Source organism: Mucilaginibacter sp. P25 (genome assembly GCF_050859465.1).
Taxonomy (GTDB): Bacteria; Bacteroidota; Bacteroidia; order Sphingobacteriales; family Sphingobacteriaceae; genus Mucilaginibacter; species Mucilaginibacter gossypii.
In genome coordinates this window covers 2,343,839-2,363,456 of the sequence record NZ_CP193937.1, presented here as the reverse complement: position 1 = coordinate 2,363,456, position 19,618 = coordinate 2,343,839, and the positions used below count along the sequence as shown (strand labels likewise).

At 42.2% G+C, this 19,618-nt stretch carries 20 protein-coding genes and 1 pseudogene; 9 read left to right on the top strand and 12 right to left on the bottom strand.

Annotated features, from left to right (window positions below; translation table 11 throughout):
- Positions 1 to 16: 16 nt before the first annotated feature.
- The 10 genes from ACRQ5D_RS12355 to upp all read right to left on the bottom strand — a co-directional run bounded on the left by ACRQ5D_RS12355 (position 17) and on the right by upp (position 6,766).
- Positions 17 to 439, bottom strand: coding sequence for a type III pantothenate kinase (locus ACRQ5D_RS12355; protein ID WP_432329084.1), 423 nt, complete (start codon positions 437 to 439; stop codon positions 17 to 19).
- A 7-nt stretch (positions 440 to 446) separates the two neighbouring features.
- Positions 447 to 668, bottom strand: coding sequence for a hypothetical protein (locus tag ACRQ5D_RS12350; protein ID WP_431199725.1), 222 nt, complete (start codon positions 666 to 668; stop codon positions 447 to 449).
- Positions 668 to 1,360 carry a phosphoribosylformylglycinamidine synthase subunit PurQ gene (gene purQ, locus ACRQ5D_RS12345; protein WP_091174553.1) on the bottom strand — a complete coding sequence of 231 codons (693 nt, stop codon included), beginning with the start codon at positions 1,358 to 1,360 and terminating at the stop codon, positions 668 to 670. The genes ACRQ5D_RS12350 and purQ overlap by 1 nt, the downstream gene beginning before the upstream one ends.
- A 101-nt stretch (positions 1,361 to 1,461) precedes the next feature.
- On the bottom strand, positions 1,462 to 2,448 hold the full coding sequence (locus ACRQ5D_RS12340; RefSeq protein WP_091174550.1) for a DUF6427 family protein: 987 nt from the start codon (positions 2,446 to 2,448) through the stop codon (positions 1,462 to 1,464).
- A 62-nt stretch (positions 2,449 to 2,510) separates the two neighbouring features.
- Positions 2,511 to 3,143, bottom strand: a complete 633-nt coding sequence (locus tag ACRQ5D_RS12335) for a glycosyltransferase family protein (RefSeq protein ID WP_431199724.1) — start codon at positions 3,141 to 3,143, stop codon at positions 2,511 to 2,513.
- Positions 3,077 to 3,499, bottom strand: a complete 423-nt coding sequence (locus tag ACRQ5D_RS12330; RefSeq protein ID WP_431199723.1) for a glycosyltransferase family protein — start codon at positions 3,497 to 3,499, stop codon at positions 3,077 to 3,079. Before ACRQ5D_RS12330 ends, ACRQ5D_RS12335 begins: the two co-directional genes overlap by 67 nt.
- Before the next feature lie 123 nt (positions 3,500 to 3,622).
- Positions 3,623 to 4,477, bottom strand: coding sequence for a UDP-2,3-diacylglucosamine diphosphatase (locus ACRQ5D_RS12325; protein WP_091174545.1), 855 nt, complete (start codon positions 4,475 to 4,477; stop codon positions 3,623 to 3,625).
- Positions 4,478 to 4,729: 252 nt separating this feature from the next.
- The gene (locus tag ACRQ5D_RS12320; protein ID WP_432329081.1) at positions 4,730 to 5,263 is read right to left on the bottom strand and encodes a DinB family protein; all 534 of its coding nucleotides are present in this window, start codon (positions 5,261 to 5,263) and stop codon (positions 4,730 to 4,732) included.
- On the bottom strand, positions 5,260 to 5,955 hold the full coding sequence (locus ACRQ5D_RS12315; RefSeq protein WP_091174540.1) for a YjjG family noncanonical pyrimidine nucleotidase: 696 nt from the start codon (positions 5,953 to 5,955) through the stop codon (positions 5,260 to 5,262). Before ACRQ5D_RS12315 ends, ACRQ5D_RS12320 begins: the two co-directional genes overlap by 4 nt.
- A 166-nt stretch (positions 5,956 to 6,121) precedes the next feature.
- On the bottom strand, positions 6,122 to 6,766 hold the full coding sequence (gene upp / locus ACRQ5D_RS12310) for a uracil phosphoribosyltransferase (RefSeq protein ID WP_091174537.1): 645 nt from the start codon (positions 6,764 to 6,766) through the stop codon (positions 6,122 to 6,124).
- A gap of 132 nt (positions 6,767 to 6,898) precedes the next feature.
- Between upp and ACRQ5D_RS12305 the strand changes: the two genes are divergently transcribed.
- From ACRQ5D_RS12305 to ACRQ5D_RS12270, 8 genes and pseudogenes are all read left to right on the top strand, one after another.
- Positions 6,899 to 7,396: a GNAT family N-acetyltransferase gene (locus ACRQ5D_RS12305; RefSeq protein WP_091174534.1), complete on the top strand. Its 498-nt coding sequence runs from the start codon at positions 6,899 to 6,901 to the stop codon at positions 7,394 to 7,396.
- A gap of 10 nt (positions 7,397 to 7,406) precedes the next feature.
- Positions 7,407 to 7,886 (top strand): MarR family winged helix-turn-helix transcriptional regulator, encoded by a 480-nt coding sequence (locus ACRQ5D_RS12300; RefSeq protein ID WP_091174532.1) that lies wholly within the window; start codon positions 7,407 to 7,409, stop codon positions 7,884 to 7,886.
- 106 nt (positions 7,887 to 7,992) lie between these two features.
- Positions 7,993 to 10,016, top strand: a pseudogene (uvrB, locus tag ACRQ5D_RS12295) (excinuclease ABC subunit UvrB).
- A 163-nt stretch (positions 10,017 to 10,179) separates the two neighbouring features.
- Positions 10,180 to 10,434, top strand: a complete 255-nt coding sequence (locus tag ACRQ5D_RS12290; RefSeq protein ID WP_091174527.1) for a DUF4834 family protein — start codon at positions 10,180 to 10,182, stop codon at positions 10,432 to 10,434.
- Positions 10,435 to 10,450: 16 nt separating this feature from the next.
- Positions 10,451 to 10,747 carry a hypothetical protein gene (locus ACRQ5D_RS12285; RefSeq protein WP_091174524.1) on the top strand — a complete coding sequence of 99 codons (297 nt, stop codon included), beginning with the start codon at positions 10,451 to 10,453 and terminating at the stop codon, positions 10,745 to 10,747.
- Between the two features lie 85 nt (positions 10,748 to 10,832).
- A complete protein-coding gene (locus ACRQ5D_RS12280; protein WP_091174521.1) occupies positions 10,833 to 13,313 on the top strand; it encodes a hypothetical protein in 2,481 nt (826 codons plus the stop codon).
- A gap of 147 nt (positions 13,314 to 13,460) precedes the next feature.
- Entirely contained in the window at positions 13,461 to 13,739 is a 279-nt protein-coding gene (locus ACRQ5D_RS12275; RefSeq protein WP_432329078.1) for a hypothetical protein, read from the top strand.
- A 20-nt stretch (positions 13,740 to 13,759) separates the two neighbouring features.
- Complete coding sequence (locus tag ACRQ5D_RS12270; RefSeq protein WP_432329076.1) at positions 13,760 to 14,317, top strand: hypothetical protein; 558 nt, start codon at positions 13,760 to 13,762, stop codon at positions 14,315 to 14,317.
- A gap of 17 nt (positions 14,318 to 14,334) precedes the next feature.
- On the opposite strand, the gene ACRQ5D_RS12265 is transcribed toward ACRQ5D_RS12270, so the two are convergent.
- A complete protein-coding gene (locus tag ACRQ5D_RS12265; protein WP_091174517.1) occupies positions 14,335 to 15,087 on the bottom strand; it encodes a glycosyltransferase family 2 protein in 753 nt (250 codons plus the stop codon).
- A complete protein-coding gene (locus ACRQ5D_RS12260) occupies positions 15,080 to 16,363 on the bottom strand; it encodes a glycosyltransferase family 4 protein (protein ID WP_091174515.1) in 1,284 nt (427 codons plus the stop codon). Before ACRQ5D_RS12260 ends, ACRQ5D_RS12265 begins: the two co-directional genes overlap by 8 nt.
- Before the next feature lie 37 nt (positions 16,364 to 16,400).
- Between ACRQ5D_RS12260 and ACRQ5D_RS12255 the strand changes: the two genes are divergently transcribed.
- A complete protein-coding gene (locus tag ACRQ5D_RS12255; RefSeq protein ID WP_091174512.1) occupies positions 16,401 to 19,610 on the top strand; it encodes a S41 family peptidase in 3,210 nt (1,069 codons plus the stop codon).
- Positions 19,611 to 19,618 lie beyond the last annotated feature (8 nt).

Here is a 19,618-nt window from a genome sequence, read left to right as displayed (position 1 = left end):
GCAAAGATGCTATTTTTCAATAGAGTATCAAAAAAATGCTGTCGCCCCCGCTTAGTATAATGTTCAGTTGTCCGTCGCCGGTTTTATAACTTTCAATAAAACCGGTAAGCTCATATTTTATTCCGTTTTGTACTCCCGAACGGATGGCTGTGGTTGTATTGTTTCCGTATGGCGTATCAAAACCGGCATCGGGTTCAATAAGCGGCAAACCTGCCGTATAATTGTTTAAAGCCTTATAACGCATATTTAAGCCCGGCGATATGCTGCCGCCAAAATAATTTCCTGCGGTGTCAACACCATCATAAGTAATGGCTGTACCCCCGGTTATTACCAGGCTATTTTGCCCCGGGAACATATGATATGCTCCAATAACAGCTGCCAGCCTGTCGGGCCCGAGGGTTTCAGGGGTTAAATAATGGTTATTTATTCCGCTTGTCATTAAAGTATTAAAATGCGTCAGCGAAATTTTTTGCCCCAGCCCGGTCTGCCATGCTTCTGTATTTTTTTACCGACGACATGATTGCCTTAACAGGATGGTATTTGTTAAGCAAAGCATCCAGTACCGGCATATCAATGGTTTCATATTGGCTAACCTCAAGTATTTCATCCAGTTTAAAAACCGCGATTTTGATGAGCGTATTACCAATATCGATAACCAGGCTGGTCATCAGGCCCTAACTATTGATAATATTGATTCAAAAATAGCTAAACCATCTTCATTGGCTAACAAGGCGTCGGCAGCACGCTCCGGGTGTGGCATTAAACCAAATACATTCCTACCTAAGTTTGTAACACCTGCAATATTTTCCAATGATCCGTTAGGATTTGCATCAGCAGTGATATTGCCTGCCTCATCGCAGTACCTGAACATTACCTGGTCGTTATCGTTAAGGGCTTTGATCACATCTGCATCAGCGAAATAATTGCCTTCACCATGTGCAATCGGGATCCTTAGGGGTTGCTGCGGATCAAGCTGAGCGGTAAGTAATGATTTTGTTGTTTGCGGTTTTAAGTAAATGTTGCGGCAAATAAATTTGCGATTGGTGTTGTGCAATAGCGCACCCGGCAACAAACCGGCCTCGGTCAATATCTGGAAGCCATTGCAAATACCCATTACATAACCACCTTTGGCAGCAAACTGGATAACCTCCTGCATAATTGGCGAAAAACGGGAAATAGCGCCCGAACGCAGGTAATCGCCAAATGAAAAACCACCGGGTAAAACAACAAAGTCAACACCCTGCAGGTCATGATCTTTATGCCATAACCTTACCACTTGCTGACCCATCACTTTCTCTAATACATATATGATATCCTCATCACAATTAGAACCGGGAAATATAACTACTCCAAACTTCATCAGAATTATTTTTTAAATTGAGGTTGAACCTAAATAGCTTATTATATAGTTTCAGGCTACAAAACTAACATAACCGCCGAAATAAGGACAGAATGTAAAAGTTAAAATTTGTTAAACTGAAAGTAAATGGTGCTGATAAACAACAACAAATACAGTATTTCATAAAACCAACGCCTGGTTGCATACAAAAAATAATAGGCAAAAAACACCGTTACCGGCACTGCACAAAGCAAAAAATGGCTCAGGCGAAATTCTGAATTGAGATAAAATGAAAGTGCTGTGATCAGAAAAATAAAAAACAACAGCTGGAATGTTTTACGAATCTGCACGTAACTTTTAAAGAAATTTTGCTGCAGCTTAAAAAAACATAGCACTAATATTACAATTACCGGCACCAGCAGCAGGTAGTTATAGGAGTTAATGCTGATATGATCGGGAAATTTTTTGCCTAAGGGCGACCAGATATGGCTAAACCGGGGCAGCATATCATTCATAAAATAAATAACCGCAAGGAAAAAGAACACGGTTACATACCCTAATATCGAAATAACCCATTCGCGCCAGTTAAAAGGCCTGAATATCATAAGCGCTATCCATATAACCAGAAACAAATAAATAAACGGAAAATAAACAAGCGAACCCACCGCCACGATCAAACCCAGGTCATAAGTTGTTGACTTAACATCCTCTCCCTTATACAGGTTGAATAATTTAAACAACATCCAGATGAGTAAGAAATTACATAAAAGCGGGGCACTTAAAGTTAAAAAGGGTGTAAACAAGCCCGAAAGCGTGATATACATCAGTGCCGGCAAAAAGGTTGGCTTGCCTAATAAATTATGATGATTAATTAACGAATTAAGCAATAAAGCTTGGATAAATACAAGCCCGCCGGCCAGTATCAAATTAAGCAACGGCGAAAACGCGTATTCATATTTTACGGGTACCAGCAGCCGTGCAAAGGGTTCTACAAAAATAAACTCAACCTTTTCGGGAACCTGCACCATGAAACCTATCCGGAGCACGAACAGCAAAATAGCCAGCCATATAATATTAAGGGGATTATAGTTCCTGAAAAGATTGATCATATGTGCGGCCGTGTTTGCGGTTGCAAAATTAGCAGAAAAACCGCTTAAGTTGCAATGCTTTACTACCTTGTATACTGCTTTACCAGTTTATCAACAATAGCGGCGGTTTCATCCGGAAAATCAACTACAATCTTTTTACTATCGTTGATCCAGTGGTTTAAATGGCCGTTAAACTTATCATTTATTTCGCTCACCACCGGAACACCTAACCTGGAGGCCGAAAGCGCGTTACACTGCTGTTCGTATTGCCCTTTCATGGGTATCATCATTACCTTTTTCTGTAAAAACAGGGCCTCGGCGGGGCCTTCAAAACCGCCCCCGGTAAGCAAACCTGTACAGCTTGCCAGGCTTTTGTTAAAAGCTTCATTATTTACGGGGAAGATCTCCACGTTTCCTGATTTGTAGGCCTGCTTTTGCCGTTTTGAAAACACCTGCCATTTAACCTCTTTTTCGGCACTTAAATATTTCAGCAGGGTTTTGTCATCATAAGCCGGCAGGTAAACTGTATAATGGCCCAGGTCGGAGGTTTCCATCTGCCTGATCTCGCTCCGGATTACAGGGGTATTGATAAAAGTATCATAGCGCTCAAAATGGAAACCTACATGATAGGTAGTAGGCGAATAGTTTTTTAAAAGCCATTGCGCAAAAGGATCTTTTTTTCGGGGCGCGGTGTTTTTGGTGATACAAACGAACACTGGTGACTTAAGGATACCGACGGTACACCCCGTAATTTACAAGCCCATGCACTTACAGGTTCAAAATCATTGATGATAAGATCATATTGTTTCAGGGGAAGGCTCCGCAGATCGCGCTGAAACTGGCGCAGGTTCATGATTTTCCAGGTAGCCCAGTTATCTACGCCGCCATTGGTACCAAATACAAAGCTTACACCATGAAAGCGATATTTCAGGGGTTGTGATAATGATACTTCTGCTTCGGTGCCGCTCACCAGCAGGTCAAGCTCGCCGTATTGTTGCAGCAAGGGCACAATTTCCCTTGCCCGGCTTATATGTCCGTTACCTGTTCCCTGTATACCAAACAGTATCTTCATTAAAATAAATTATTTTCAAATAGGATGATGATTATGCTGCGCAGATGCAACGGATGCACTGATTTATCCGCAACAATATTCAGGGGCTTAATTTAGTAAAGAAAAATGTTTTCGGTAAGTAATTTAATCGTGTTCGTGTTTAAAGCGCTCCAACAAGTTTTTAACATCGAGCATAGCGTTCAGATCTTCCGAATCAGTTTTGTCTTCTTCATCAGCATCTGTATTGAAATCATCCGGCTTGTATTTAAACACTTCCCATTTGCCATTGTGATATTCAAGAGCGCTTAAACTTTCTACCCAATCGCCCGAGTTAAGGTAAAGTACCGAGCCTGTATTTTGTGTAGACGTAATTTCCCTGATTTCGGCATGGTGAATGTGACCGCAGATCACGTAGCCATATTGTTTATCGACAGCCAGATCGGCCGCGGTTTGCTCAAATTGGTTAATGAATTTTACTGCTTCTTTAAAACTGGCTTTCACCTTTTGCGAAAAGCTCATTTTTTGCCTGCCAATAGCGGTAAGGAACCAGTTTACAAAACTGTTGATCAAAATCAATGTGTCATAACCAACCGCCCCGAGTTTAGCCAGCCATTTGGAGTGCTGCATGGTAACGTCAAACACGTCGCCATGAAAGATCCAGGCTTTTTTACCATCGATATTTAACACGAGCTTATCAAGCAGCTGAAAAGTGCCCATGTTAAAATCGGTAAACTTGCGCAGCATTTCGTCATGGTTGCCGGTTAAATAATAAACCGGGATGCCATCGGTAACAAACTTCAGGATGCGGCGCACTACTTTCATATGTGCCTCGGGCCAGTATGATTTACTAAATTGCCAAATATCAATAATATCGCCGTTAAGGATAAGGATTTTGGGCTTGATGCTTTTTAAATATTTAAGCAACTCTTTTGCGTGACAGCCGTAAGTACCAAGGTGCACATCAGATATTACTACAATATCAACTTCGCGTTTTGCCATTAAATTAAGGGGCTATTTTACAGGCCGGCAAGATATGCCGGAAAACAACATTTTCATTAATAAAGCAACGATTACTCGTCGTCCTCATCTTCGTTAACAGTCAATTCATATGGACTTGCATAGAAGCAGCCGACCAGGATCAGCAACCCTATAACTACCAAATAAGCATACTCAAAATTCATCACAAAGATTTTTACAAATGTCTGAAATTTAACATTATCCTACTGTTAAGACTACATTAAATATAAAAGGTTACTTTGCTGCATTAAATTTATTTTTGATCCTGTTAAGTTGTTTCAAGTGGTGCTCTAAATGAATGCGGATAAATTTAAACCATTGCCTGGCATTAAGCATTCCCATACGCGGGTGCTTGTATCTGTTAGCCGGCGATGATTCGGCAATGAGGGGCATAGTCGTTTCAACCCGCTTGCGGCATTTGATGATCAGGTTTTTGGCATCTTCCTTACTGATCTTATTGGCAGCCATTTTATCGCTTACCGCATTGGGGACTGTTGTTTTAACCGGCGGAAATTTACCTAACAACAGCAGGATCCGGCCTTCCCAATTAATGCCTTTTTTAGTTGGCTCGCAATTGCCGTGGGTACAACGTTCAAGCGCGATTGATGAACCCAGCGTAGCCTGCATAATATGGCTGTAAACCTCGGCAAACGACCAGCCGCCATCTTCCGGGGTAACATCAAACAACTCATCGGGGATAACATCCAGTTGTTTGCGGTATTCATCAAGGGCTGCATCAATAGCTTTACGTTCTTTGGAGATACTCATAAAAGTAAAGTTAACTCTTTTAAATGAGCTATCTGCACGGGGATATCCTGAGGCTTTTCCGCATTAAAAGGATTAAAATAAATGGCATCTATCCCAAAACCAAGCGCCCCGCGGATATCAGCTTCAATGCTGTCGCCGATCATTACACTTTCTTGTTTCGATGCCCCGGCCAGGTCAAGCGCGTGTTGAAATATGGCTTTGTCCGGCTTGTTAACGCCAACATCTTCGGAGATGATAATGTTCTGAAAATATTTGGCCAGATCGGTCCCCGCGATTTTTATCCGTGTTGAATCTTTAAACCCATTCGAGATCAGGTGCAGGGTATATTTTGATTGCAGATATTGTAATGTTTCGTGCGCATGCGGAAACAGGTTGGTTTTGGTAGGGCAAAGCTTTACGTAAGCATCCTCAAAATCAAGCGGCATCAGGTCGGGATGCAAACCAAGATCAGTAAAAGTTGATTTGAAACGAGCCTCCCGCAGTTCATCTTTGGTGATCTCGCCGATATGATACTGTGCCCAAAGGCGGTGATTGTTCCGGGTATAAGTTTCGATGAACAATTCGGCAGATTGCAGCCCAATTTCGCCAAGCCGGTGAATAACATATAACTCATGCAGGGCCTCTTCGGCATTTTTATCGAAATCCCAGATGGTATGATCGAGATCAAAGAAGATGTGTTTGTATTGTTTCATGTCGGATTTCGGATATTCGATTTCGAAATTTTTTTCCCTGCTTAAAAATTCAAAATTAAGAATTTCAATATTACTAAATCCGAAATCCCAATTCCGAAATTCGAAATCAAAATAAATCCCAAATCAAACTAAATCCGAAATCGAACATCCGAAATTCGAAATCAAACTACACTTTTTCCCCAAATGCCAGGTCGCCCGCATCACCCAGACCAGGTACAATATAAGATTTGCTGGTCATTTCATCGTCGACAGCGCAGAGCCACAATTTGGCTTTTGGTAGGTTTGCCTTTACATGCGCCACACCTTCGGTACTGGCAATTACAGCGGCAATGTGCAGCTCCTTTATTTTATACTGAGCCATTAACTCCTTACAAACCGATACAATACTTTGCCCGGTAGCCAGCATGGTATCGCACAAAATAAAGATCTTATCATCAAGGTTAGGGGTTGAGATATGATCAACCTGGATCAAAAAGCTGCCATTACGCTTCACCTTGCGATAAGCTGTGATAAATGCAGAGGGCGACCGGTCAAAAAACTGCATAAAACCCTGGTGAAAAGGCAGACCGGCGCGCAATATAATACCCAGCACCGGTTCATCGGCCGGCATATTAACACTGGCTGTACCCAAAGGGGTTTGAATTTCTTTGGTTTCGTAATGTAATGCTTTGCTCAGCTCATAAGCCAATATAACTCCTAACCTTTCCTGGTTCCGCCTAAAACGTGCCTTATCCTGCTGAATAACGGCATCCCGTAATTCAGCCAGAAACTGGTTGGCAATGGTATTGGTTTTATTGAGGATGAAAATCATGCTTAAATTTAAGCGTTTTTGAGCAATAGTATCACTATTTGTTTATTAAATGTCATACCGCACCATAGGAAGGATAATAAATTTTGAATTTACGTAGTTAACTACGTAGATTTGTACATAAATATTAAAGTCATGGATACTACACCTGTTATTAGCTCACTCAACAATACTTATTGCCAGCAGATCATTGATATCATTTTACCAATTCAGCAAATTGAATTTAATGTGCCAATCACGCTTGAAGCCCAGCCCGACCTGTTTGATATTGAAACCAATTACCACCAAACCGGCGGAGATTTTTGGGGAGCGATATATAACAAACAACTTGTTGGCACCATAGCACTTATTGCTTTTGATAATAATTCGGCGGCCATACGCAAAATGTTTGTACTTAAAGAATACCGGGGAAAGGAGCTGGGTATTGCGCAGTTACTGCTCAATAATCTTATTGATTATTGCAAACAAAACAACATTGCCCACATTTATTTAGGTACTGTTGAGATGCTGAAAGCGGCCCATCGCTTTTATGAAAAAAATGGCTTTACACACCTTGCCAAACAGGATTTGCCTGAATCATTCCCGCTTATGGCTGCAGATACCATTTTTTATGAGTTACATTTGAACAATTAACAGCGATATAATGAATGTTATTGACGAATCGGGAATTTTAGCAATTTCAACAAGGTTGCAGCGCCTGGCCGAGCAGCTGCGCAAAGACGGTGTACTTGTATACAAAGCCAGTAATATTGATTTTGAACCCAAATGGTTCCCTGTTATTTATACTTTGCATTTTAAGCCTGTTTTAAGCGTGGTGGAAATCGCAACAGAAATTGGCTACACCCATCCTTCAACCATCAGTCTGTTAAAAGAATTGGAAAAAGAGAAATTGATCCGATCAAAAAAGGACAAGGCCGATGAAAGGAAGCGTCTTATCATGTTAACAACAAAAGGCCAGGAACTTATTGTGCGCATGAAACCCGTTTGGGAAATTATGAAAGCGGCCGCCGCGGAAATTGCCGATACTCAAAACAACCTGATGAAGGCTATTATTGAAGCCGAAGAGAAAATAAAGCAGCAGAGTTTTTTGGATAGGGCGTTACGTTTAAAGGCGGAAATGTAATTTATTACCCCCGGCACAACAATGTTGACATACGGTTGTCATTACCATGTACTTATTTTGATTTGCAAACCCTGTTTCTGGATTATTTGTATTTTTACATAACAACATGGATTTTCAATTAACATCTCAATATAAACCAACCGGCGACCAGCCTGAAGCTATAAGGCAGCTGGTTGAAGGTATCAATAACGGCGACCCCTATCAAACCCTTTTGGGGGTTACCGGATCGGGCAAAACCTTTACGGTTGCCAATATTATAGCACAAACGCAAAAACCTACGCTGATCCTGAGCCACAACAAAACATTAGCGGCACAGCTTTATGGCGAGTTTAAGCAGTTCTTTCCCGAAAACGCGGTGAACTACTTTGTGTCGTACTACGACTATTATCAGCCGGAGGCATTTATTCCTACCACCAACACCTACATTGAAAAGGACCTGCAGATAAACGAGGAAATAGAAAAGCTTCGTTTACGTACTACTTCGGCTTTAATGTCGGGCAGGCGCGATGTGATCGTGGTATCGTCTATATCCTGCATTTACGGCATGGGCAACCCCGATGATTTTGCCGATTCGGTTTTCAAATTTGCCGTAGGCACGCGCATCAGCAGGAATGCTTTCTTACATCGCTTAGTTGAAATTTTATACGCCCGCACCACTGCCGATTTTAAACGAGGGACATTCAGGGTTAAGGGTGATACAGTGGATATTTTTCCGGCTTACCTGGATTATGCCTACCGCATCTCCTTTTTGGTGATGATATTGAAGAGTTAAGCGCCTTTGATATTGGCACAGGTAAAACCATCGAAAAAATGACACACATGGTGGTTTATCCGGCCAACCTGTACGTTGCCCCCCGAGAGCGTTTCCTGCAGTCCATCTGGGCTATACAGGAAGAGTTGGAAACCCGCAAAAAACAGTTTATCGATGACGGCCGTTTCCTGGAAGCCAAACGGCTTGAAGAAAGGGTTAATTACGATTTGGAGATGATCCGCGAGTTGGGTTACTGCTCGGGCATCGAGAACTACTCCCGCTTTTTTGATGGGCGCAAGCCCGGTGCAAGGCCGTTCTGCTTGCTCGATTATTTCCCGGAAGATTACCTGATGGTGATTGACGAAAGTCACGTAACGGTTCCGCAGATCAGGGCCATGTATGGAGGTGACCGTTCGCGCAAGATCTCCCTGGTTGATTATGGCTTCCGCCTGCCGGCGGCTTTGGACAATCGCCCACTTAATTTCCAGGAGTTTGAAAATCTTGCTCCGCAAACCGTTTATGTAAGCGCCACGCCAGGCGATTTTGAACTTGAAAAATCAGGCGGTGTGGTGGTTGAACAGGTGATCCGTCCGACAGGATTGCTTGATCCGGTGATTGACGTTCGCCCGGTGATAAACCAGGTGGATGACCTGCTTGACGAAGTAGATAAAACAATTAAAAAAGGCGACCGCGTACTGGTAACCACCCTTACCAAACGTATGGCCGAAGAACTGGCCAAATACATGGACAGGCTGGGTATAAAATGCCGTTATATTCACTCAGAAGTAAAAACACTGCAGCGCGTGGAAATTTTACGTGGCCTGCGCCTTGGCGAATTTGACGTATTGATAGGTATCAACTTACTGCGTGAAGGATTGGATTTGCCCGAAGTATCCTTAGTGGCTATTTTGGATGCTGATAAAGAAGGGTTCCTTCGGTCAGAACGCTCATTGATCCAAACCATAGGCCGTGCAGCACGTAATGACCGTGGCCGTGTAATCATGTATGCTGATACCATAACCGATTCGATGCAGATCACGATGGATGAAACCAACCGCCGCCGCGAAATTCAGATTGCGTATAACACGCAACATGGCATTACACCGCTAACGGTTGGCAAAACGCGCGAGGAAATTATGGAGCAAACCTCGGTGGTCGACTTTAAAGGCGGTGTACAGCAGGCTTATGTAGAAACCGATACGCTGACTCTTGCCGCCGATCCGATAGTTCAATATATGACCAAAGCCGACCTGAAAAAATCAATCGACAACACCAAAAAAGATATGCTTGCTGCAGCCAAGAACATGGATTTCCTTTTGGCCGCCAAGCTCCGCGACGAGATGTTTGCTTTGGAAAAGATGATGGAAGAGAAGTTTTAATTTGAAAATTTATTGATTTGAAGATTTGAAAACTACAGTCCCCACATTTTCAAATCTTCAAATTGCTTTATTTTCAAATTAAAACAGCGTCAGCTATCCCCAAATCATAATAAAACAATTTTACCGTTATATACCTTATATTTGTAAGCTCAAAATTAACAGTATGATTCTTATTCGTTTCCTGATCATATCTATCTGTATATTATACATTATTCGCAGCCTGGCTCGTTACCTGCTGCCTTTTCTTTTTGAAAGTGTTGTGAATAAAGCCCAGCAGCAATATCAACAGCAACAACGTAATTACAATGAAGGCCCAAAACCTGATGGAAAAATCAGGATCGACCATATCCCGCAGCCTAAAAAAGGCAGTGTACCCGACAGTGAAGGTGAATTTGTTGATTACGAAGAAGTAAAATAAACCTAACCAAAAAATCATGGACACCAACCCTGTATTTAGAAGGCGTCAAAATCATAACAACACGCCCGAGTCAATTACGCTGATTATCACCAATGTCATCGTATTTATAGTGGCCACTCAAATTTTTGCCAATTGCACTAAGATTAGCACTTTTTACTGGGTGATCATGGGTGCGCTGGGCGTTTACAACTTTTTCAACATCCGTAAATACCGCGAAGATTACGGCAAAGTGCAGGTTATTGCTTATGTAATATCTATCATTGTGCTGATTGCCATGTTTTTCCTGCTGCGCAGCCGTGCGCAAACCTGTTAAGTTATTCCTTAACAAAACTTATAATTCCTATTCTCATTGTAATTTCTATTTTTGAGGAATATAATATCCATTTCAAAAAACTTAAATGAATAACTGGTTTAAGCGTAACGGCATTCATTTTGCCATAGCTGCAATTTTTTTAATGATCTGCTTTATATTTTTAACCCCGGCTTTCCAGGGAAAAACATTAGGCGGCAATGACGTTACAAGGGCTCTATCAACCCAAAAAGAAATCAACGATTACAAAGCTAAAGACACTACGATACTCTGGACCAACCAGATCTATGGCGGTATGCCCACCTACCAGGTGTGGGCACCTTATAAAGCCAATTTAACTACATGGGTGGTTACTGCCATAAATTACACTTTCCCAACCCCTGTTGGTACAGTATTGTTATTCTTATTAGGTACATACTTCCTGTTTATTGTGTTAAAGGTTAATCCATGGCTTGCAGCGGCAGGTGCAATAGCGTTTACCTTTTCATCATATAATATCATTTTGCTGGTTGCCGGGCATGCTAATCAGGCTTTCGCCATAGCATTTTTCGGGCCGATACTTGCGGGTATCATCCTTACGCTTCGCGGCAAGCATTTACTTGGTTTCGCGGTTACAGCCTTGTTTCTTGCGTTAGAGATCAGGGCCAACCACATACAAATGACGTACTATTTGATGCTGGCCTTATTGATCATGGTGGGTATTGAGCTTTACCATGCTATCAAAAATAAAACCCTTAACAGCTTTCTAAAATCGCTGGGATATATAGCGGCGGCTACTCTTCTTGCGGTTTCTGTAAATGCATCCATATTATGGAGTACTGCCGACTATGGCAATGAAACCATCCGTGGCAAATCAAATCTCACAAGGCAAGCTGCAGAGCCCAATAACGGTTTGGCACGCGATTACGCCTTTGAATGGAGCCAGGGTGTTGGTGAATGTATTACTTTCCTTATTCCTAACGCTTATGGCGGCGGCGAACAAGGCTCTACCGATCCGGACTCACACGTAATCAAAGCGCTTAATGCAAGTGGAGCCGACCCTAATCAGGTTACCGGCATTTCGGCCAATTATCTACCCTTATATTGGGGTAATAAACCATTCACTGCCGGCCCATTCTATTTTGGTGCAGTAATTTGTTTACTGTTTGTATGGGGTTTAATGATTGTTAAAAACCGTATTAAATGGTGGTTGCTTGGTGCTGTGGTTTTAACTACGCTATTATCATTTGGCAGAAATTGGCCTTTTCTGTCTGATCTGTTCTTTAACTATTTCCCGCTTTACAATAAATTCCGTGCAGTTGACTCAATATTGGCAATTGTAGGTTTCTGCTTCCCAATCCTTGCTGTATTAGCAGTAAACGAAGCTATTATAAATGAAGATAAAGAAAGCCTGTTTAAAAAACTAAAAATTGCTTTTTACATTACCGGTGGCATTGTCCTAATTGTGGCCGTGGTACCTTCATTGCTGTTATCTTTCAGTGTTAGCGAACAACAAGCCGGCGTTATTGCACAAATTGGTCAGGCCCTTAAAACTGATAGTTCAGCCCTTACCCGCGCTTTAATTGCCGACAGGGAATCCATAGCACAAGCAGATGCTATCCGGTCACTTATATTCATTGCTATAGCATTTGGTATTGCATGGGCATTCCTTAAAAAGAAGATCAATCCAACTGTTGCATCGCTTGCTTTCCTGGCGCTGATCCTTGTTGACCTTTGGGGTATCGACAAACGCTATTTAAATCACGATAGCTTTGCGCCAAAACAAGACAATGAAACACCACAGCCACGCGAGGTTGACCAGTTTATCATGAAAGATAAAGATCCTGATTTTAGGGTGTTTGACGCCACACAATCAATCAAAGGCGATGGTCTTACACCATTTTTCTATAAATCGTTAGGCGGATACTCTGCTGCAAGGTTAAAACGCTGGGAGGAGCTTGTTGACAATCAATTAAGCAAAAGCATTAACCAGGATGTTTTGGATATGATGAACGTGAAGTACATTATTAATTCTGATCCAAAAACACAAAACGTAGGTATGCAGGTAAATCAAACTGCCTGCGGCCATGCGTGGTTTGTAAAAAGCATTAAATATGCCGACAATGCCGACCAGGAAATGGTAGCCATCAGCAGTTTTACACCAAAAGATGAAGCTATTGTTGATAAACAATACAAAAGCATTATCGACGAAAAAACTTTGGGAGCAGGTGCCGGCGAAGGCAAAATTGAGCTTACCAGCTACTCACCCGACCATATGGTTTACACAAGCGGTTCTACCGCCTCACAAATTGCGGTTTTCTCCGAAGTATACTATAACAAAGGCTGGAAAATGTATATCGACGGTGTTGAAAAACCTTATTTCCGTGCCGATTATCTATTACGTGCAGCTCAGATCCCAATCGGTAACCACAAAATTGAATTTATTTTCCACCCGGCTTCATACTACATAGGTGAAAACATTTCATTAGCAGGTTCAATCCTACTGGTGCTTGCCTTAGGTGGTGCCGCTTATACCGAAAACAAAAAGAAAGCTCCGGCTCTCAAACCGGCTGATAAGAAAAAAGCTTAATCAAAGCTTACATTAAAGAAAAGCGATGGGTTGATACTCATCGCTTTTTTTGTGGTACATTATTTATGGGTACATTCATGATAAGAATAATAATCGGTTCACAATCTGAAAAGATTGTAACTTTGAAAAAACCTTATCACAAATAGAATGAAAGAATTAATACAGCAAAACAAATTTGATGAGCTCAAATTTGCCCTCCAAAATTCAAATAGCCAGTTAAAAATACATCAGGTTCTTGCGCGGGCTTTAAACGGCAACCATTTTGAAGAGACTGACTATGGCTTTGAGGCGAATATGTACCAGGAAGAATTTTTAGAAGGTTTTGATTTGTATAAGGTATTAAACAAATCAGAAATTCCCCAAAACCAGCTTCAGGAGTATAAAATTGCATTAACGTTCCTGGTATTTAAAATGGGGGATTCATAAAACTTTTAGCTGATAAAACCATGCAACAAGGGTTATATCTTTCACAAGTTGAAAACGTATATAAAGTTGATCCCTCCTTAAGAAAAGAATTACAGGCGTTTATTGATTTATTAAAAGAAACAAATGACGTGCAGGCCATTGCAAATGCCTCCGCTGCAAAAGCGCAAATAAGCCTATCGGTGGCCGATCTGCTCGAAAAGTACGAAATTGGGCAAGATATGCTGCAATTTGCCAGGGGATACGAAGATGCGGGCTTAAAAGACGAGGCTACCCGGATCTACATAAATATACTATCGGATTTTGAATGTGAATCTGCAAAAACATCAAGTAATTTATTCCCTGAGATCACTCACGTTGATACACGTAGTAATGAGGAGATAGAAATTTTTGAAAAAGCTAAAAGTCGCTTTGAAACAATTACAGGCGCCAATCTTCCCACAATAAAAAGAGTTAGACCGGATGATGATGCTAATGCAGAAAAATTAGTTGAAGCGGTAGATAAACATGAAATATCCTTAGAAGTAGAAGAAAATTACCCAATCAGCTTTTGGGACCGGGTTAAACGATTTTTCAGCTAAGGTAAGGCTCAAGTGGCCTAATCATTAGTACGCCTATTCTTCAACCAATACCAGCCTAAATTAAAGGCGATAACAAAATGGTTAAAAATAGTGGGGATCAAGCCATAATTTTGCTTCATGATCTCAAAACGCTCCATCAAACTTTGGCGATGCTTTTTCTTTGACATGCCCCCTACCAGGTATTTGGCCACGTAACGGTTAACGTTCACAATCTTTTTAGCCTTTTTTGCCGCGCGGATTATCCAGTCGATATCCGAACTCAATTGATATCTTGGGTCATAGGGTTCTGCCAGCGAACGCCTGATATAGATAGCCTGGTGACTAATGCTCATGCCATATTTAAAACCGCGCCAGGTAAACTTAGCTGGTGCTTTGTGACGGCGCTGCCCTAAACTACTCCCGTCATCGGCTATCATTTCTGTTTCACCATAATAAATGTCGGCATCCTCTGCAGCGGCAAAAACAGCGGCAACGGTTTCGTTATCATAAAACTCATCGCCCGAATTCATGAAGATCACATAATCGCCGGTAGCTAAAGCAAGCCCTTTGTTCATGGCATCATAAATGCCCCCATCTTTTTCGCTGATGAATTTGGTTATTTGACTTTTGTATTGATCAATTACTTGTAAGGTGCCATCGTTAGATAAACCATCGACAATAACGTATTCGATATTGCTATAAGTTTGGTTGATTACCGACTGTATGGTACGTTCAATATCGCGCACATTGTTATAAACAATAGTAACAACGCTTAACCGGGGACTAAACATCGGCACCTCCCCTGTTTAAAAGTTGATTATAAACTTCGATATGCTTTTTAGCGATCACTTCTTCCGAAAAACTATCCATGATAGTTTGCCGGGCCTGTTGGTTAAGCTTGTCCCTTTCCGGATGCTTAATGATCCATTCCATCCCATCGGTAAAACTTTCGGACGAACGATAGGTTGCGAGGTAACCACTATGCTGATGCTGCACCATATCCGGGATGCCACCTGTAGTAAAAGCGATTACGGGTGTACCACAGCTCAGGCTTTCCATTACAGTGTAAGGTAAATTATCCTCAAGGGATGGGATCAAAAAAGCATCAGCGGCTGCATAATGTAGGGCCAGCTTTTCATCATTATTAATAGTTCCTAAGAAACTGGTTTTAAAAGGAAAGTCGGGCAGGTTTTCTGTGCCCCGGTTTCCAAAAACCACCAGTTCTACCTGATCGGTTTCAGCGCCTAAACGCTGCCTGAGCAGTTCCATGCCCTCTAATAGATATTGAGTACCTTTATGCAGATCTTTACGCGATGGCATAAATCCGCTTAAAAAGATAAATTTATCCGTCGACAGGCCCGCTTTGGATTTTGCTTTCTTTTTGTCTATCGGTTTAAAAACATCGGTTTCCAGCGTATTTGGAATATTGCTTGCGGCTTTGCCCTGCATCAAACTGCTTTTCTTTACAGAATCTTGCATCCATAAACTTGGGGCGATAATGTTGAAGTCGAGTTGCTGATAAGCCCTATTTTTTTGCTGCCAGATGCGGTGCGAAATATCATCATCGGCAGATTTGATCAGTAGCGGGCAGTTACCGCATTGTTGCTGGTAATGATTGCAGGTATAGCGCACATGACAACCACCGGTAAAGGCATTGCTGTCATGAAAGGTCCACACCACAGGCTTGCCCAGCTTTCTAATTTCGGCTATATGTTTGGGATCCAGAAAGCCATGATTAATCCAATGCAGGTGAATGATATCGGCATTTTTAACATCGGGATGTTTGATTACCGAACGGCCAAACCAGGTAAAGGAAAAAGGTGTACGGCTATCGGGTTTTAGAAAACGTTTAGCCAATATCCGTTCCAGAATAATAGTTGCGGCCGTATATGATTTTTGGATAATATTACGGTTAAAAGTCTTGATATCAGGATTATTTCCAAATTTATAATGTACTATAATTTTAGAATCGATATTTTGGCTAAGTAATGCCCGGTTAAGGCGCATGCAGGCCCTGCCCGCGCCGCCATTACCGTCATACGTATTGAGGTGCACCACTTTTAACATGGCTCAAAAATACATTTATTCATAAAACTTAAACCATATGAAGAAACTATACATCTTATTGTTTTTGGCAGCACTGTGCCAAACCAGCCTTAAAGCCCAAACAACCGGAAGCTATTTTACATCTAACCCAACCCTAACACCCGATGGCAAAACTGTAATTTTCAGTTACGAAGGCGATCTTTGGAAAGCCGATATCAACAGCCCAGCCGCCACGCGATTGACCGCCATGCAGGGAGAAGAAACCAGTCCGCGGGTATCGCCCAACGGGCAATGGCTGGCCTTTTCATCAAACCAGTTTGGCAACAACGATGTGTACGTGATGCCCCTCGCCGGCGGCGATATCAAGCAACTTACCTATAATGATGCCGGCGATAATGTGGATTCCTGGACCTGGGATTCGAAATCCATTTACTTTAACTCAAGCCGTTACAATGGTTTCAGTGAATACAAAGTAGCTGCTACCGGCGGAACACCGGTGCGGTTGTTCGGTCATTATTTTAATACCATTCACGGCGTTGTTGAACATCCGCAAACAGGCGAGCTATTTTTCAGCAATACCTGGGAGAGTATTTATTTCCCAAACCGCAAGCATTATAAAGGCGCTTACAATCCCGATATTCAATCGTACAATCCTAAAAGCAAAGCCTATAAGAAATATACCGACTGGCAGGGCAAGGATTTCTGGGCCACCCTTGACCAGAAAGGAAACATCTATTTTGTATCCGATGAGGGCAACGAAGAATATAACCTGTACACTTTTATTGATGGTAAAAAAACTGCGTTAACCCAGTTCCCGACATCCATTAAACGCCCGCAGGTAAGTGCCGATGGCAGCAAGGTTGTTTTTGAAAAAGATTACCAGATTTTTATGTACGATGTGGCATCCAAACAAACTCAGAAGCTAAGCTTAAACCTGTTCCGCAATAATGTACTGCCCAAAGACCAATCGTTTGAAACAGGCGGTAAAATTGAAGGAGCAGCATTATCACCCGATGGCAAAAAGCTGGCTTTTGTATCCCGCGGCGAATTATTTGTAAGCGATGCCGAAGGTAAATTCGGTAAAAAACTGGAGCGTAATACCAGCGAACGCGTTACCGAAGTAAGCTGGATGAGCGATAACAAAACCCTCATTTTGGGTCAAACCCTGGGTGGCTATCCTAACTGGTACACCATGGCAGCCGACGGCAGCGGTGCCGAAAAACAACTTACCACAGATAAAGGCAGCAATCGCCTGTTGAGTATGAATAAAGACCGCACACAGGCCATTTATCTGAGCGGCCGTAATGAACTGAAACTTTTGGATCTGAAAACACTCACTTCAAAAACAATTGTTACCGATGAGTTTTGGGGATTCTACAACCCTCCTCCACGCTTTTCGCCAAATGGTGAGTACGTGGTATACAACGCTTACCGCAATTTTGAGATGGACGTTTTTGTTTATGAGATAAAAACCGGGAAAATACTGAACCTTACCAATAGCGGTGTTACAGAATCGGCGCCATTCTGGTCGCCGGATGGTAAGTATATTTATTTTTCATCATCCCGTACACAGCCCGAGTATCCTTACGGCTCAAAAGATGCCCACGTTTACCGGATGCCTTTGCAAAAGTATGATGATCCTTTTAAGATGGATAAGTTTACGGCCCTGTTTAAAGAGGAGAAAAAAGACGACGATAAAAACAAAAAGGATAAGGACAAAAAAGCGTCTAACAAAAAGAAACCTTTATCTGAGCAGCCAACGCCTAAACCGCCTGCCGATATTGTGATAGACACCGAAGAACCGATGAAAAGACTGGAACGCATCAGCCCGGAGTTTGGCCAGGCCCAGGGACCTTATGTGATTCAAAAAGGGGATAAAACATTGGTATACTATGCCTCAAACCATAGCGAAGGTAAGGGGGCGCTTTACCGTACCACCCTTGAAGCTTTTGAAAACCCTAAAACTGAAAAAGTTGGCAACGGCGACTTCGGCAATTACAACATTTTTGGCAATGGTGATAAATATTTTGTACTGGCCGGAGGCAATATCTATACCCTAAACATCGATGCTAACAAAGTGGATAAGTTAGATATCAATTACAGTTTTACCCGTAACATGGCCGGGGAATTTACACAGATGTTTGATGAAACCTGGGCCGGACTGGATGAAAACTATTACGACGGCAATTTCCACGGGGCCGACTGGAAAAAGGTTCATGACAGCTATAAAACATTTGTCCCTTATATTAATAACCGGGCCGACCTGCGCCTGTTGCTGAATGATATGCTTGGCGAGCTCAATTCATCGCACCAGGGCTTTTACTCAAACGGCAGCGAGGAAAAGAAAACCCTCAGCTACCGCACCATGGAAACCGGAATTATTTTTAACAATGATTCACCATACAAAGTTAGCGGTATAGCTACCCGCAGTAATGCCGATAGAGCCGGCATTGATGTAAAACCGGGCGATATCCTGAAAGCAGTGAACGGCGTTACGGTTGATGAAAAGCAGGACCGTAATTATTACTTCAGCAAACCGTCGCTTGATAAGGAAATTGAGCTAACCTTTAGCCGCGGCGGCAAAGATATTAAAGTAAAGCTTCACCCAGAGTCAACCGGTGACCTGTCGGGCAATCTTTACGACGACTGGATCAAGACCAATGCTAAAACAGTTGCAGAAAGAAGTAAAAACCGCATTGCCTATTCATATATGAAAAACATGGGCGATGGCGCCCTGGAAGATTTCCTGGAAGATATGGTTGATGATGCTTATAACAAGGACGCGCTTATCCTCGACCTGAGGTATAATACCGGCGGTAACGTACATGATAATGTTTTAAAATTCTTGTCTCAAAAACCCTATTTGCAATGGGCTTACCGCGATGGTAAAAAAGCACAGCAATCAAACTTTGCACCTGCGGCCAAACCGATCATCCTGCTCATGAATGAGCAAACCCTTAGCGACGGCGAGATGACCTCACAAGGCTTTAAACAACTGGGCCTGGGCAAAATTATCGGCACCGAAACTTACCGCTGGATCATTTTTACCAGTGGCAAAGGTTTGGTTGACGGATCATTCTACCGTATCCCGGCCTGGGGCTGTTATACGCTTGATGGCAAGGACATTGAGAAAACAGGTGTGACACCGGATATTTATGTAAAAACAGATTTTGCAGACAGGATGGAAAATAAAGATCCGCAGTTGGACAGGGCTATTGAGGAGATTTTGAAGCAGTTGCCTCCTGCTATATCAAAAGGAGAAAAATAATCTGTTGA

Excerpts from the sequence above, each read along its gene's own strand:
- ACRQ5D_RS12325 (WP_091174545.1), bottom strand. The coding sequence starts at position 4,477 with ATGGCAAAACGCGAAGTTGATATTGTAGTAATATCTGATGTGCACCTT.
- ACRQ5D_RS12270 (WP_432329076.1), top strand. The coding sequence starts at position 13,760 with ATGCAACAAGGGTTATATCTTTCACAAGTTGAAAACGTATATAAAGTT.
- ACRQ5D_RS12330 (WP_431199723.1), bottom strand. The coding sequence starts at position 3,499 with ATGAAGATACTGTTTGGTATACAGGGAACAGGTAACGGACATATAAGC.
- ACRQ5D_RS12290 (WP_091174527.1), top strand. The coding sequence starts at position 10,180 with ATGATTCTTATTCGTTTCCTGATCATATCTATCTGTATATTATACATT.
- ACRQ5D_RS12265 (WP_091174517.1), bottom strand. The coding sequence starts at position 15,087 with ATGTTTAGTCCCCGGTTAAGCGTTGTTACTATTGTTTATAACAATGTG.
- ACRQ5D_RS12275 (WP_432329078.1), top strand. The coding sequence starts at position 13,461 with ATGAAAGAATTAATACAGCAAAACAAATTTGATGAGCTCAAATTTGCC.
- ACRQ5D_RS12280 (WP_091174521.1), top strand. The coding sequence starts at position 10,833 with ATGAATAACTGGTTTAAGCGTAACGGCATTCATTTTGCCATAGCTGCA.
- ACRQ5D_RS12285 (WP_091174524.1), top strand. The coding sequence starts at position 10,451 with ATGGACACCAACCCTGTATTTAGAAGGCGTCAAAATCATAACAACACG.
- ACRQ5D_RS12315 (WP_091174540.1), bottom strand. The coding sequence starts at position 5,955 with ATGAAACAATACAAACACATCTTCTTTGATCTCGATCATACCATCTGG.
- ACRQ5D_RS12320 (WP_432329081.1), bottom strand. The coding sequence starts at position 5,263 with ATGAGTATCTCCAAAGAACGTAAAGCTATTGATGCAGCCCTTGATGAA.
- ACRQ5D_RS12260 (WP_091174515.1), bottom strand. The coding sequence starts at position 16,363 with ATGTTAAAAGTGGTGCACCTCAATACGTATGACGGTAATGGCGGCGCG.
- ACRQ5D_RS12305 (WP_091174534.1), top strand. The coding sequence starts at position 6,899 with ATGGATACTACACCTGTTATTAGCTCACTCAACAATACTTATTGCCAG.
- upp (WP_091174537.1), bottom strand. The coding sequence starts at position 6,766 with ATGATTTTCATCCTCAATAAAACCAATACCATTGCCAACCAGTTTCTG.
- purQ (WP_091174553.1), bottom strand. The coding sequence starts at position 1,360 with ATGAAGTTTGGAGTAGTTATATTTCCCGGTTCTAATTGTGATGAGGAT.
- ACRQ5D_RS12255 (WP_091174512.1), top strand. The coding sequence starts at position 16,401 with ATGAAGAAACTATACATCTTATTGTTTTTGGCAGCACTGTGCCAAACC.
- ACRQ5D_RS12340 (WP_091174550.1), bottom strand. The coding sequence starts at position 2,448 with ATGATCAATCTTTTCAGGAACTATAATCCCCTTAATATTATATGGCTG.
- ACRQ5D_RS12350 (WP_431199725.1), bottom strand. The coding sequence starts at position 668 with ATGACCAGCCTGGTTATCGATATTGGTAATACGCTCATCAAAATCGCG.
- ACRQ5D_RS12355 (WP_432329084.1), bottom strand. The coding sequence starts at position 439 with ATGACAAGCGGAATAAATAACCATTATTTAACCCCTGAAACCCTCGGG.
- ACRQ5D_RS12300 (WP_091174532.1), top strand. The coding sequence starts at position 7,407 with ATGAATGTTATTGACGAATCGGGAATTTTAGCAATTTCAACAAGGTTG.